The 13,870-nt window shown below is 57.4% G+C and carries 14 protein-coding genes and 1 tRNA gene; 5 read left to right on the forward strand and 10 right to left on the reverse strand.

Annotation, left to right across the window (positions count from 1 at the left end):
* Positions 1-33: 33 nt before the first annotated feature.
* The 5 genes from ACXAH8_RS08580 to ACXAH8_RS08600 all read left to right on the forward strand — a co-directional run bounded on the left by ACXAH8_RS08580 (position 34) and on the right by ACXAH8_RS08600 (position 4,450).
* On the forward strand, positions 34-906 hold the full coding sequence (locus ACXAH8_RS08580; RefSeq protein WP_475217619.1) for an ATPase: 873 nt from the start codon (positions 34-36) through the stop codon (positions 904-906).
* 35 nt (positions 907-941) lie between these two features.
* Positions 942-1,859: a homoserine O-acetyltransferase MetA gene (gene metA / locus ACXAH8_RS08585; RefSeq protein WP_475217621.1), complete on the forward strand. Its 918-nt coding sequence runs from the start codon at positions 942-944 to the stop codon at positions 1,857-1,859.
* Entirely contained in the window at positions 1,849-2,802 is a 954-nt protein-coding gene (locus ACXAH8_RS08590; protein WP_475218081.1) for an alpha/beta fold hydrolase, read from the forward strand. Before metA ends, ACXAH8_RS08590 begins: the two co-directional genes overlap by 11 nt.
* Before the next feature lie 49 nt (positions 2,803-2,851).
* On the forward strand, positions 2,852-3,721 hold the full coding sequence (ppk2, locus tag ACXAH8_RS08595; protein WP_475217623.1) for a polyphosphate kinase 2: 870 nt from the start codon (positions 2,852-2,854) through the stop codon (positions 3,719-3,721).
* Between the two features lie 111 nt (positions 3,722-3,832).
* A complete protein-coding gene (locus ACXAH8_RS08600; RefSeq protein ID WP_170487400.1) occupies positions 3,833-4,450 on the forward strand; it encodes a TetR/AcrR family transcriptional regulator in 618 nt (205 codons plus the stop codon).
* A 3-nt stretch (positions 4,451-4,453) separates the two neighbouring features.
* On the opposite strand, the gene ACXAH8_RS08605 is transcribed toward ACXAH8_RS08600, so the two are convergent.
* The 10 genes from ACXAH8_RS08605 to ACXAH8_RS08650 form a co-directional block, all read right to left on the reverse strand.
* A complete protein-coding gene (locus ACXAH8_RS08605; RefSeq protein ID WP_475217627.1) occupies positions 4,454-5,512 on the reverse strand; it encodes an adenylate/guanylate cyclase domain-containing protein in 1,059 nt (352 codons plus the stop codon).
* Positions 5,509-5,877 (reverse strand): group I truncated hemoglobin, encoded by a 369-nt coding sequence (locus tag ACXAH8_RS08610; RefSeq protein ID WP_475217629.1) that lies wholly within the window; start codon positions 5,875-5,877, stop codon positions 5,509-5,511. The genes ACXAH8_RS08605 and ACXAH8_RS08610 overlap by 4 nt, the downstream gene beginning before the upstream one ends.
* A gap of 124 nt (positions 5,878-6,001) precedes the next feature.
* Positions 6,002-6,841, reverse strand: coding sequence for a glycosyltransferase family 25 protein (locus tag ACXAH8_RS08615; protein WP_475217631.1), 840 nt, complete (start codon positions 6,839-6,841; stop codon positions 6,002-6,004).
* 21 nt (positions 6,842-6,862) lie between these two features.
* Positions 6,863-7,726, reverse strand: coding sequence for an urea carboxylase-associated family protein (locus ACXAH8_RS08620; RefSeq protein WP_475217633.1), 864 nt, complete (start codon positions 7,724-7,726; stop codon positions 6,863-6,865).
* Between the two features lie 102 nt (positions 7,727-7,828).
* Positions 7,829-8,419 carry a YrbL family protein gene (locus ACXAH8_RS08625; protein WP_475217635.1) on the reverse strand — a complete coding sequence of 197 codons (591 nt, stop codon included), beginning with the start codon at positions 8,417-8,419 and terminating at the stop codon, positions 7,829-7,831.
* Positions 8,420-8,557: 138 nt separating this feature from the next.
* A tRNA-Ser gene (locus ACXAH8_RS08630) sits at positions 8,558-8,647 on the reverse strand.
* A 108-nt stretch (positions 8,648-8,755) separates the two neighbouring features.
* Complete coding sequence (locus ACXAH8_RS08635) at positions 8,756-11,170, reverse strand: DUF3772 domain-containing protein (protein WP_475217638.1); 2,415 nt, start codon at positions 11,168-11,170, stop codon at positions 8,756-8,758.
* A complete protein-coding gene (locus ACXAH8_RS08640; RefSeq protein WP_170376768.1) occupies positions 11,170-12,204 on the reverse strand; it encodes a cysteine synthase A in 1,035 nt (344 codons plus the stop codon). Before ACXAH8_RS08640 ends, ACXAH8_RS08635 begins: the two co-directional genes overlap by 1 nt.
* 68 nt (positions 12,205-12,272) lie before the next feature.
* Entirely contained in the window at positions 12,273-13,388 is a 1,116-nt protein-coding gene (locus tag ACXAH8_RS08645; protein ID WP_475217640.1) for an NUDIX domain-containing protein, read from the reverse strand.
* Between the two features lie 31 nt (positions 13,389-13,419).
* Entirely contained in the window at positions 13,420-13,860 is a 441-nt protein-coding gene (locus ACXAH8_RS08650; RefSeq protein ID WP_170469704.1) for a TrgA family protein, read from the reverse strand.
* Positions 13,861-13,870: the final 10 nt, after the last annotated feature.

The following is a 13,870-nucleotide window of genomic DNA, read 5'->3' on the forward strand; positions in this document are numbered from 1 at the left end:
ATTAGCAAAGGCAAAAACAAGGGACAGCACAAGATGATCTACAGCTCGGCAAGAGATTGGCGTGTGGCTGCACGCAAGAAGGTGCTGTTTTTCGGCATGTCGGGGCTGGGCAAGACCTATGTATCCAACATCCTGCGAGACAGCGGTGGCTGGTTTCACTACTCGGTCGACTACCGGATCGGCACCCGCTACATGGGCGAATACATCGCCGATAACGCCAAGGCTGAGGCGATGAAAGTCCCATTCCTGAGGGACCTTCTGCTGTCGGATTCGATATATATCGGCTCGAACATCTCGTTCGAGAACCTGACCCCTGTCGCATCCTATCTTGGCAAACCCGGTAATCCGGCGCTTGGCGGATTGGAGATGTCCGAGTACCGCCGCCGACAGGAGCAATTCCGACTGGCCGAAATTCACGCCCTTCTCGACACCGAATACTTCGTGGATCGGGCAGAGCGTCTCTATGGCTATCCGCATTTCATCTGCGACACAGGCGGGTCGATTTGCGAGTGGGTCGACCCGAACGACCCAACAGATCAACTGATGTCCGAGCTGTCAAAACAGGCGCTGATGATCTGGCTGAAGGGTGACGACGACCACACGGCCGAACTGGTCCGACGCTTTGACAAGGCCCCCAAGCCGATGTCCTATCAGGCTGAATTCCTGACCCGCGTCTGGACCGAATATCTAGATCAACACGGCTGCTCCGAGTCTGACGTGGACCCGGACGCGTTCATCCGGTGGACCTACGCTCAGGCGCTTGCCCATCGTCAGCCCCGATACGAGGCGATGGCGAAGAACTGGGGCGTTAAGATAACGGCCAAAGACATCGGAAAAGTGCGCGATGCGGCTGATTTCGATGAGTTGATCGAACGCACCCTTGAGACCGGGCGCGATCGCGCCTAACTACCTCCTCCTAACCTACTCAAAAGTCTGACCCGATGCCGATCAAAATCCCATCCGAACTGCCCGCCTTTGACGTCCTGACCCAGGAAGGCGTCATGGTCATGGCTGCGGATCAGGCAATGCGGCAAGACATTCGCCCCCTGCGGATCGGGCTGCTGAATCTGATGCCCAAGAAGATCCAGACCGAGAACCAGTTCGCGCGGTTGATCGGGGCCACTCCGCTGCAGATTGACCTGTCGCTGATCCGCATGACCGAGCATCGGACCAAAAACACCGCCGCCGCGCATATGGCGGAGTTCTATCAGTCGTTCAAGGACGTGAAGGATCAGAAGTTCGACGGTTTGATCATCACCGGTGCGCCGATCGAACATCTGGAATTCGATGATGTCACCTATTGGGAAGAACTCCGCGAGGTGTTTGAGTGGACTCAGACCAATGTCCATTCCACATTCGGGGTCTGCTGGGGCGGTATGGCGATGATCAACCATTTCCACGGTGTGAAAAAACACATGCTGGACGCCAAGGCCTTTGGCTGTTTCCGGCATCGGAACCTCCTCTCGTCCTCGCCGTTTTTGCGGGGCTTTTCGGATGATTGCGTTATTCCCGTCAGCCGCTGGACCGAGATGAAGCAGGCCGAGATCGACGCCGCTGATGGCCTCGTCACCTTGCTTGGCAGCGATGAAGCAGGTCCTTGCCTTGTCGAGGACCCGGCGCATCGTGCGCTCTATATCTTCAATCATTTTGAATATGACAGCGATACGTTGAAGCAGGAATATGATCGGGACATCGCCAATGGCACACCGATCAACGTGCCGATGAACTACTATCCGGATGATGATCCGACGCAGGCGCCGCAGAACCGGTGGCGCAGCCATGCGCATCTGCTCTATGGTAACTGGATCAATGAAATATATCAGTCCACACCATTCGATATGAGTGAAATTGGCCGTTAAAATCTGGATACTTCTGACGCTGGGCCTGATCGGCTTTGCAGCGTTTACCCTGTGGCGCGCGGCCCAGAGCGAGGCCCGCGCCGCGCAGGCGTTTCCGCCCGAAGGCCAGATACTCGACGTAGACGGAATTGCCGTGCACGCGGTTGTCATGGGGAATGGACCTGATGTCGTCTTGATCCATGGCTCCAGCGGCAATACCCGTGACATGACCTTCGCTTTGGCCCCTATTCTGGCCGAAAACTACCGCGTGATCGTGTTTGACCGTCCCGGCCTTGGCTATTCGGACAGTTTCAATCCCGAAGGCGAGACCATTCAGGAGCAGGCGGATATCCTGCAACGTGCCGCTGCCAAACTTGGCGCAGAGAAACCCATCGTCGCCGGGCAGAGCCTTGGAGGGTCGGTGGCGTTGGCGTGGGCGGTGACCCGGCCTGACAATCTCTCGGGCCTCGTGCTGATCGCCCCGGCCGCGATCCCGTGGGAGACGCCGCTGGACAATTTCAACCGATTGGCAGCGACGGACCTTGGCAATGCGCTTGCCCTGCCCCTGATCACCTCCTACGTGCCGGAGTCTTATGTTGAAACGGCCCTCGACAAAGTGTTCGCTCCGCAAACTGCACCGGAAGGCTATGCCGAGCATTTCGGCCCCGCCCTGACGATGCGCCGCGCCTCGATGCATGCCAACGCAAAACAACGGGTCCGGCTGCTGGAAGAGGTTGAGCGCCTGCAGCCCCGATACGGTGAAATCTCTGTGCCCACCGAGATCATTCACGGCACGGCAGACACGACGGTCAAACTGGATTGGCACTCGATCCGCTTGATCGAACAGATCCCCGGTGCTGAGTTGATCGAGCTGCCGGGCATCGGCCATATGCCTCAGGTCGTTGCCGCCGATGAAGTTGCCGCCGCCATCGACCGCGCCGCACAACGGGCGGGTTTGCGTTAGACTAGCACCTAATCCATAGTAAGATATGGATTTTATCGCGAGGTAGCTCATGGCCCGGTCAGAAAAAGGTGCAATCGAGAAGTATTACCGCAAGAAAGCGCCCGGCGACGTGCGTAAAATTATCGAAAAGGCTAACAAGGGCGACATCCTGAATCCGAGCTATCCTTACACCGAAAAAATGAAGACCAAGGACTACGAGCAGCAGATCGAGGCGCTGCAAATCGAACTGGTCAAAATGCAATCCTGGGTCAAAGAAACCGGCCAACGCGTCGCGATCATCTTTGAGGGCAGAGATGCGGCGGGAAAAGGCGGCACCATCAAACGGTTCCGCGAGAACCTAAACCCACGCGGGGCTCGGAATGTTGCGCTCAGCAAGCCCTCGGATTCCGAGCGCAGCCAATGGTATTTCCAACGCTATATCCAGCACCTGCCCTCGGCCGGTGAGATAGTGTTTTTCGACCGCAGCTGGTACAACCGAGGTGTCGTGGAGAACGTCTTTGGGTTCTGTAACCAGGAGGAGCGCGAACGGTTCTTCCGTCAGGTCTTGCCGCTCGAAACCGGGTTCGTGAACGACGGGATCAGCCTGTTCAAGTTCTGGCTGAACGTCGGCCGTGCTGAACAGCTGAACCGCTTCTTGGCGCGTGAAACGGATCCGCTGAAACAGTGGAAACTCAGCCCGATTGATATCGCCGGTTTGGAAAAATGGGATGAATATACTCAGTCGATCTCTGAAACTCTGACCCGATCACATTCGGAAAACTGCCCATGGACGATCGTGCGATCAGACGACAAAAAACGTGCGCGCCTTGCTGCCATCCGGACGGTGCTGCTGGCTTTGGACTACGATGAAAAAGACGAAAAAGCCATCGGCGAGAATGATCCGAATATCTGCGGCGGGCCGGATGTCTGGGAGTCCTGACGTAAATAAAGGGCCGGGCAAGAATTGATCGCTTGGGCGTTGGACCATTGGCTGAAATTGGACTATCTCTTGGCACCCGAACACGTGAAAAACCAATAACCTGAGGCCGGAATGACGAAGCGCGGGTATCACCACGGAAACCTGAAGCAGGCCTTGATTGAGGCCGCGCTGTCGTTGATTGAAGAGAAAGGCCCCACTGGTTTCACCCTGTCCGAGGCCGCCAAGACCGCCGGGGTCACTCCTGCTGCCGTCTACCGGCACTATCACGGGCGTGAGGACCTGATTGCCGAAGCCGCCCGGCAAGGGTTCGAGATGTTCGCCGACCTGATGCAATATGCCTATGACGAGGGCCAGCCATCCGCTCTGGCCGCGTTTGAGGCCACCGGGCGCGCCTATCTGGCCTTTGCCCGCAAGCATCCCGGCCACTACATCGCCATGTTCGAAAGTGGGATTTCCCCGAACCGCACGCCCGAGCTGTCGTTAGCGTCAAACCGGGCCAAAACGGTTCTGGAGAAGGCCGCTGCGGACCTGTCGCAACATATCCCACCTGAAAAGCGGCCTCCCGCGTCCATGTTCTCGGCCCATATCTGGGCGATGAGTCACGGTGTGGTCGAACTCTATGCGCGCAACGCGACAGGTGCGACCTCCCCCTTTTCGCCCGAGGACCTTCTGGAAAGCGGGATTGGGATTTACCTGCGCGGGCTGGGTCTGGTGCCGCAGGACGACTGACCCTCAGAACAATCGGCTTCCTTGATTGGCACTGAGGCCCGATGAGACGTTGATCAGGTCCATCTCTCCCATCCCCTTGATCTCGACCCGCCCCAGATCTGAGACCTGAAACTCGTCGATCAACGCGTATTTCATCTCCTCTGGCGCGACGATATTCATCGGGTTTGCGAAGACCTGCAGACGCGCGGCGATGTTCACGGCTGGGCCAAACACGTCATAGACATATTTCTGAATGCCCACGACCGACCCGACAGCAGGCCCCATACCTAGACCGATCCGGGCCTGCCATTTATGCGGATGGCTTTCGTTTCGACGTTCCAAATACCGCAAGAAGCGCACCGCGCAATGGGCGACAGCCGTGGCATGGTCGGGCGTCGCATCCGGCATGCCAGAGACGGCCAGATAGGCGTCCCCAATCGTTTTGATCCGCTCGCAACCGTATTGCTCGACAATCCGGTCGAAGGCCGTGAAGATATCGTTCAACTCGCTCAACGTGACCGTCGGGTCGGTTTTGGCAGCAAAATCCGTGAACCCGACGAAATCCAACATCACCACCGAGACTTGATCGAACAACTGAGGGGTCACGACGCCAAAAGTCTTGAACTCTTCATACACAGCGCGGGGCATCACGTTCAGCAAGAGGCGTTCAACCCTTTCCTTCTCGCGCTCCAATTCACGCGTGTTGCGCTCGACCATGGTCGAGTAGCTGTCAATCATGCTCTCCAGTTCGCGAATGCGCGTGATGTTCTGGCATTCTACGATCAGCACCTGTTCCGACAACCCACTGGCCAGTGAGACAGTGACCGCAAAGATCAGCGTCCGGCGTTTGGGTTTGATCTGAAGCTCGACCGAATACCGCAGGCCGGATTGCTTGACGTCCTCCAGCTCTCTCACGTCGAGGTCCGGTAGGATATCCAAAAGAGATTGCTTTTTCTCAGGCTTGCCAAACCATTCGGCGAAGGGGCTGTTATGAAAGACGAATTTCAGATCCGAGGCCCGCACAACGGCAACGCCAACGCCGATGGCACGCAGCAGCTGTTCGTTGATGGCAAGGATGCTCATGCCGCGTCACGGCTGACGATGATCGAACGTTTGCCTTCAATCGCGCCAAGGGCCGTTTTGATATCGCGCTCGGACATGCCATGCATCTCGAGCGCTTTGCCGAATAGCTCTGCCATGACATCGAAATGATCATGTGAAATGCCAAGGTGCCGATGAACGGCTTCGATCCTGTCGTCGCTGAACGCTGCAGGACCACCAACGAGGGATGAGACGAATTTGGTCTGATGGTCAATCAAGCGCGGCATGTCGATATCTTCGAAGAAATGCCCGATTTCATCGGACTCCAGGGCTATTTCGTAGAAACTCATCACCACACGGCTGATGGTTTTGAAGCCGCCGTATTTCTCATAAAGCGTTTGTGACACCCCAACACCCAGTCAATAACTAGAAATAACGTCACAAGCTTATATCAAATTGGTATTTTTGTTAATGCTTTTGAAAACTTGGTTTCTTCAGACTCGGTTTGCCTCTGCATCGGTGAGACAGGCCTCAGACCCGAAGGTCCTTATCAACCGGAATGAACCCAACAAACCCACCCTGATCGAGCAGTTTCTTCTGCCCTCCAAAGCGCCAACCAAGCTTGCGTTTTGCCGCCAACAGTTCGCGTCGCGCGCGGAACCAGAACGGGCCTTTGTCCAAGCCTTTATTGGTGGATTGATCGCCTTCCCGCTCACTGGTCTTGACCTGTTCAAGATCCTGCTGCTGCTTCGACCAGATCATCTGCACACCCACAGCCGGGAACACCTGATACATCCGCCAATCTGGCCGGGGGATCGATACGAAATCATCGAGATGGTCGGAATACTGCTGAGACCATGCCAGCAGTTTGCGACACCCTTCCTGCGATAAGATATAGGCGGCAGCACTTGGGGCCATTTCCAGCATTGGGCGAACTGTGACACCGCCTATTTCCACCTCCGCTCCAAAGCGCAGGCTGCGGGGCGAGTAGTCCATCTTTGCGAAATCGAACCTGTCCGCGTTCTCGACAAGGCTGTCGATCACCTGCCCCAGTTGGGACGACATCTCGACATCATCCTCGAAAATCGCGGCCGCCTTCAGGTTTTGATCCACTGCTTGCTGCCAGACGGCGCGATGGCTTTCAAAACAGGCGATCTCGCTTTGCTTCAAACCCCAGCGAGAACCAACGCCCGGCACATACCCATTCCCCTCCAGAGCATCCGCCTGACGTGCATCAACTGCGCCAAAACGGATCGGGTCGCTCACGCCAGCTTTTGCGAACTGCGCCTCCATGAACGCACGGCGTTCGGGAACCCGGTCAAGGTTTATGTAGAACACAGCCGTCTCCAGCTGTTCATCCGCTTGCGTCACGCGTTGTCCTTTCGCTGCCTTTTATGTGCCATGCGACCGGTCATAAGCCGAGACACTGGGCTGCACATGCGACCGCCGCACGGGCTCACCCGGATCAAAGACCTCGATCAGCAAGGGGTAGCACGCGGCGGTATCCGAGGAATGCTCGGAGGAACAGTCCCCGCCCGGACAGGCTGAAAGGCCGACGATCAAGTCGATCTCGGCGTGGAATTCAAGGTAGTCACCTGGACGTACCGGGCTGGCCTTCATGAAGTATTGGCCGGTGTCACGCGTGAAGCCGGTACACATGAAGACGTTCAGAACGTCATGCACATAGGTCTCCGCCTCGTGCAGAGGCAGATCGCAATGCTGCGCCAAGGCCCGGGTCAGGTTCGAATGACAGCAATAGTGGTAGTCATCCCCCGACAGCAACCGCCCGGTATACGGGTCGCAGCGGGTGCCGATCACGTCATGAACGGAGCCCCCAAAGGCGTCAAAGCCGTACCAGTCCAGCGTATCAGCCGTGATGGTCGCCATGGGCCGCATATTTGGGAAACTCGACCACATGCGGTCTCCGGTCGAAAGATGCGTTCCGTGCAGCGCGCGGGTTTTACCGGAGTAGAACCGTTCGGTCAGATCGTGCTTGTTCCACAGGTTCAGATCGCCGACCTGCGCGCCTTCGACGGATGTGATGCGGAAAAAGGCACCGGCTGGAACGTCGATACAGGCAGCGTCTCGCGGTGCGGCGGTGACCTCGGCAGTTTTCTCGGATGTGTCCCGCAAGCGGGTCAGCCCGTCTAGATCAGGGCTGGGCAGAGTTTCAGGCGGATAGCAGATGACAGGGCGGATGGCCTTGCGGTCCTCGGCGTCAGTTGGGGCCGGGAAATTTGGGGTTGAGAGTTTCACTTAGCACCTCCGCCAATTTGGGCTGTCTTGCACCTAACATCGCCAGACATAAAGCAAATACAGGACAGCGGCCAATGCTCAAATTGGTCCATTCTGACGCAACTAGCCCGCCATGCGCGCGCGCCGCCGTGCCATGGATTTGCGAAACGCCCAATCGCTGAACAGTGTCAAAGGCAACAGGACCCTCTCGCCCAACCCGTCAATGACGACAAGCCTGCCACCGCGCTCCTGCGCGCGCACGATGTTTCCGATCCCCATGTCACCGACAATGATGCGTCCGCGCTCCAGATCATCCAGCAACTCCAGCAAGTCGGCCCGCAGCTTCTGAGCCACTTCCGGGTCACCATTTGCAGCCACCATTTCTGCATGCAGGGACGGGGCGAGATCCCCATCCGGGCCGGTCATCTTTTCCACCACGATTGCAGGCCCCCGCGAAGTTGGTGCATAGCCCATGAACTTCGCCAGACGCTCGATCTCGGGGCAGCCACGGTGCAGCGCGGCAAGGTATTCGTTTGCCTCGCGATTCCACTGTCGCAAATTGCCGTAACGCCATTCCGCATAACGCGGGATAAGGTGGTTTCGCTTCGGCTCATCCACTCGGACTTTCAGCAGGGCGCCATCCATTTCGGGATGCTGGAAAATCTCATAGTTCTGGCTTGTACGCAGAGGCACCTGCCCGGTCAGGTCAATCATGTTCGTTCGTCTGTCCTGTGCAGAAAATTCGCGTCGACCGGCACTATATGGCTGTCACGGAACTGATACAATGCAACCAGATCTCGCCACACAGAACGCTCATATCTAGGTGCGACAAAAACTGATTCAGGGGGATTGTGGCGGAGAGACAGGGATTCGAACCCTGGAGACGGTTTCCCGCCTACACACTTTCCAGGCGTGCGCCTTCGACCACTCGGCCACCTCTCCGTGAGCGCGATATGTGACGCAATGCAAACGGATTTGCAAGGCCCCAATTCCGTGAATTCGCGTCCGTTTGCACATTAGTTTGCGGACCATTCCCCACGCGAGCAATCCTCAGACTTCGTCCCCTCCGTCGCCGTCCAGATCTCCCTCGGTCATGGCTGCGGGTTCGGTGCTGGGTGCTCGTTGCTCCGGGGCTGACGCGGTTGGATCTTGTGCTTCAGTGCGCAAGGCTTCTGGGTTGCGAAGCCAAACGTCTCGTTGTGCGAACGGGATCTCGATCCCCTCTTCCACGAAACGGCGGTTGATTTCGTGGTTCATATCGGATTTGACCGACAGAACCCAATTCACGTCGCGCAGAATACCCCGGATTTCAAAGTCCAGCGAATCCGCGCCGAAGCCTTGAAAGACCACGCTGGGGGCTGGGTTCGCCAAAACCATCGGATGAGAATTCGCGATCTCGCCCAGAATGGTCTCGACCTTGCGCGTGTCGGTCCCATAGGCCACGCCCACAGGCACGATCACCCGGCCAATCGTGTTGCCACGGGTATAGTTGGTGACGACGCCGCTGATCAGATCCGAGTTCGGAACAATGACATCAGTCCGGTCAAACGTCTCAATCCGCGTGGATCGGACCGAGATATCGCGGACGTAGCCCATCATGCCGTTCACATCGATCCAATCCCCTTTCGAGATCGGCCGCTCAACCAGCAGGATGATCCCCGAAACGAAGTTCGAAACGATGGTCTGAAGGCCAAAACCAATACCAACAGACAAGGCACCGGCGACAATCGCGAGCGATGAGAGATCAAAGCCAGCCACCGTGATTGCAACCAGCGAAGCGAGGAAAATGCCGACGTAGCCAGTGCCCGATACGATCGCATTTTGCCCACCCGGATCAATGCTCGTCTTGGGCAGCAGCGAATTGCGCAAGCCTCCCTGTAGCAGTCGTGTCAGTCCATATCCGATGGCAAACACGGCAACAAAAGTCAGGAAGTTGGAAGGAGAGATCGTAACCCCGCCCAAGCTGAACCCTTGCAGGATCTGCGACCAGATCTCGCTAAGATCCGCTTCGCGCGCGCCCCAGAAAAGGGCCAGGATAGGGATCGAAATCAAGGCGAGGAAGAAACCCACCAGAACCGCGAACAGAGAATCGCGGGCGTTATCCCCCTGCCCAGTAAACCAGCCGTATAGCGAGCTGATAAAGCGCTGTACGATCACAAGAATGGCTATCAGGATCAGCGTATTGACTGCAGGAAACACAATCGCTTCGGCCGCATTTGTGTAGCCCAACAAGGCCAGAACAGGCGCGCTGACACCAAGCAAGAGCACGATGCGCCGGACAACCTCGACAACCTGTGAAAACCCGCTGACGCGTTGGACCTCGCCGCCCTCGGTTGCTGGATCTGACCGTCGGATCTGACGAATGCGCAGCAGAAGAAGTGAGGTGACGACAATGACCGGAAAGACCACAACAGCGCGGGTGGACTCCGCTATGTTCTCAATCCTCTCGAACAGACCGATCAAGTCATGCAGGATCAGCATCACTGCCAGAATATCGACGTAGATACGAATCTCGGTGATCTGCCCCGCCGAGAATCTTCGGAAATTCTGTGCCGCGGCCATCAGGTAGACCTGCCGTCCCACCCAGTCGAAAACAAGTACGATTGCCGCCCAATACGGCACCTGCTGCAGCAAAAGCGTGCCGCGCAGCCCAAGTACACCAGTCAGGTCAATCGCAGCCGTCAGAGCCACCACGCCAATCCAGGGAAGGATGATGCGCAACAAGGAAATCACAAAGGTCCACGCACCGGTTCCGCGCCCACCGAAACGACGCAGATAGTCGCCTCCGCGTTCAGACCAACGGCGTCCATAAACCAGTAAGATGACGGCCAGCGCGACCAAAGCCAGTATCGCAGGGGCCTGATTCTGTACACGTTCTTTAGTGACGTCCGAGGTCAGATTGGCCGACGTCTCGTTGAACAGTCCGAACAGAGCCTCGCGAATATCGGACCATGCGGCGGGCCATGTCGAAAGATTCAGCGGCGATGGACCACGTTCCAGAAACTGCTTTCTCTGTCGTTCTCGCAGAATACGGTCAATTTCGCTGATCAGACCGTTGGCGCGGCTAAAGGCTTCCTCGGAGATAATCCGCGGCACCCGCAAGGCGTTGAGCTGTTCATCCAAATGCTCGCGAAGTTGCGCGATATCCTCCGGCTCCGTGCCCCCTTCTTCAGGTTTAGGACCCAGCGCATTTACCTGGCTTTCCAGTGTCTGGATGCGGTCGGCATTGGCATTGCGGGCCGTATTGAACGTATTGCGATAGCCATCGATCTCGGTTCGCAATTGCTCCATCGCCGCGTCCGACGCCCTGTCGGCTTCAACAACGCTTTCGGCACGGTCCGCAGTGCTGAGCCAGCCTTTGTAGAACTCGCTTTGCCGGTCGGTCAGTTGGGCCGAGGCCGCCCCCGCCAATCCGACAAAGATCAGCGCGGCGAGAGCCAGAAACAGGCGGACCTGTCGCAGCATCAGACGTCCTCGAACACGCCCGGTATCTTGCGCGGGGCGTCTGTCATCCAATCCGGTACCGGCAGTTCTTTTTCGCGCAGGAATTCGGGATTGAACAGTTTGGACTGATAGCGTGTGCCATAGTCACACAGTATGGTCACAATCGTATGCCCCGGCCCAAGGTCCTTGGCCAAACGCACCGCACCAGCCATGTTGATCGCGGTCGAACCGCCCATGACCAGACCTTCTTCGCGCAGCAAATCAAAGATGTAAGGCAAGGCCTCATTGTCGGTCGCCTGATAGGTGTAGTCCGGCTTGAACCCTTCGAGGTTCTTGGTGATCCGCACCTGTCCGATACCTTCCGCGATCGAACCGCCCTCCATCGCGATTTCGCCGGTTGTGTAATAGGAATACAGCCCCGCACCCATCGGATCGACCAGGCCAATCTTCACGCCCTTGGGCTGCAGCGCATCGGCCACGCCCGCCAGTGTTCCGCCCGAGCCGACCGCGCAGACAAAACCATCGACCTTGCCGCCGGTTTGTTCCCAGATTTCGGGGCCAGTTGTTTCCACATGGGCCTGACGGTTGGCAACATTGTCGAACTGGTTTGCCCAGATCGCGCCATTGGGTTCCGTCTGCGCCAGTTCCTCGGCCAGACGGCGGGAGTAGTGAACGAAGTTGTTGGGGTTACGATACGGTGCCGCAGGAACCTGAACCAATTGCGCGCCCGCAAGGCGCAGCATGTCTTTCTTTTCTTCCGACTGGGTTTCCGGGATCACGATCACCGTTTTAAAGCCCATCGACGCGCCGACCAAAGCCAAGCCGATACCGGTATTGCCTGCGGTGCCTTCCACAATGGTGCCACCGGGCTTCAACTCACCCCGCGCAACTGCGTCGCGGATGATATAGAGCGCGGCGCGGTCCTTGACCGACTGGCCGGGGTTCATGAATTCAGCCTTGCCGAGGATCTCGCACCCGGTTTCTTCACTGATGCGCTTCAACCGGATCAGTGGCGTTTTTCCGACTGCGTCGGCAAGATCTCTTGCAATGCGCATGGCACCCTCATTTCATTACGTAACACTGCAGATTTACAGCCGCTATGCGCCAACCACAAGCGCGATAGTCAACCACGCAGGCGGTCGCGATGGCGCGCCAGCCAATGGGCCAGAGTCAGCAGAGGTAAGTCCTTGAATTCACCGCGATCCACCATGGCGATAAACGTCTCAAACGGTAGAACACGAGAGCGTATATCCTCACCTTCGGTGGCCAGCCCTGCGGTTGCTGCAGGATCTGTCAGATCGCCAAGCCCGACATAGAGATAGACGTACTCGGTCGACGACCCGCTGGAGGAATAACCTCCGCCTGCGTTGTACAGAGCATCGAAAGCGATGCCGGCCTCCTCCATCCCTTCACGATGTGCGGCCAGCTGTGGCGTTTCGCCTGGGTCGATCATTCCCGCAACCGGCTCCCACATCCAAGGTTCGGGATCATCGATCAGATAGATTGCGGCGCGGAACTGTTCTACAAGCAACACGGCATCTCGCACAGGATCATAGGGGAGAACGATTACCGCGCTGCCTTGCAATAGCGCGCTTCGGTTCAGCGTCGGCCCCATGGTTCCATCGTATTGACGGTGTTGCAGGTCGATCTCTTCCATCGCGAAGTAGTTGACATGGGCGCGGTGATGTCGATGCACGATCACATCCTTGGACACATCGCGCGCATCCCCAGTTAGGCGCTGCCGCGCGAAGAGTTTCGCCCAGGCCCGCGTCTGAATCGCCGGCATGCTGCGCGCCACATCCGACGGCTCAACACGCCCGAAATAGCTCATCTCTTCCACGGCGGCGAGCGCGGTGACTTCTCCGAGACGTTCAACCCACGCGTCCAGAGACCAAGGGCCATCCGGCACCCACACCGCAGGTTCGGGAAAAAATACCTGAGCCTGCGTTTCGGTTCCATCCCCTAGCGTTACAGTCAACGGCCTCAGATCATAGTCGAACCCACCCTCATAATAGGCCAGTCGATCCAGATCCGATTGCGACAGGCCTTGCACAAACAGTCCCGCGGACTGCTCACCATCTGCTTGTTGGATCATCGGGAAATCCTGCCCCTGAACCGCAGAAACGATGTGGTCTGGCAAGGCGGCAGGCGTCAGCGACAGCTCAGACGACGAGCGCCCCAGAACGGCCTCCAACAGCGGCACATGCCGCAGGGTTCCATAGAAGAACAAATCGGACACGAGAGGCTAGACTTTCGCTAAGTGTTCACATTCAACGCCAGCGACGGCTTGCTATTTCAGTCAGCAAGCCGGTGGCAACGGCCCCAACACCCAAGGTGATCAGGATTTCCGGCGCGAGCAACTGCTCCCCGAATTCGACGCCAATCTTGAAGATGGCAATCAGCGCCTCGAAAGGGCCGTCATAGCGGTGGCGCATGGCCAGTCGGAACATTTCATAAGTGCCCTGAACGAAAAGGCCCCAAAACACCAGTGAAGCCACGCCGGTCAGGCCGTTATTGATCCCGGCCGTCCAGCCTCGGCCAGCGCGCTTGCCCATGATCTTCCAACCACAAATCCAACCCAAGGCTATGTTGACCACAGTAAAATACCCGTAGTCCTTACCCTCTTCTCCGTTTGCGATAACCATGCTGGACACGATGAACGCCAACACCACAAGACAAGCGGCGGCGACAAGGCGACTGGCGGTGGGCATGTATGAATTC

The sequence above is a fragment of the Ruegeria sp. ABV3_008 genome (assembly GCF_056161185.1).

Coding starts and splice junctions, on each gene's coding strand:
- ACXAH8_RS08580 (WP_475217619.1), top strand. CDS start 34: ATGATCTACAGCTCGGCAAGAGATTGGCGTGTGGCTGCACGCAAGAAG.
- metA (WP_475217621.1), top strand. CDS start 942: ATGCCGATCAAAATCCCATCCGAACTGCCCGCCTTTGACGTCCTGACC.
- ppk2 (WP_475217623.1), top strand. CDS start 2,852: ATGGCCCGGTCAGAAAAAGGTGCAATCGAGAAGTATTACCGCAAGAAA.
- ACXAH8_RS08600 (WP_170487400.1), top strand. CDS start 3,833: ATGACGAAGCGCGGGTATCACCACGGAAACCTGAAGCAGGCCTTGATT.
- ACXAH8_RS08605 (WP_475217627.1), bottom strand. CDS start 5,512: ATGAGCATCCTTGCCATCAACGAACAGCTGCTGCGTGCCATCGGCGTT.
- ACXAH8_RS08625 (WP_475217635.1), bottom strand. CDS start 8,419: ATGATTGACCTGACCGGGCAGGTGCCTCTGCGTACAAGCCAGAACTAT.
- ACXAH8_RS08635 (WP_475217638.1), bottom strand. CDS start 11,170: ATGCTGCGACAGGTCCGCCTGTTTCTGGCTCTCGCCGCGCTGATCTTT.
- ACXAH8_RS08640 (WP_170376768.1), bottom strand. CDS start 12,204: ATGCGCATTGCAAGAGATCTTGCCGACGCAGTCGGAAAAACGCCACTG.
- ACXAH8_RS08650 (WP_170469704.1), bottom strand. CDS start 13,860: ATGCCCACCGCCAGTCGCCTTGTCGCCGCCGCTTGTCTTGTGGTGTTG.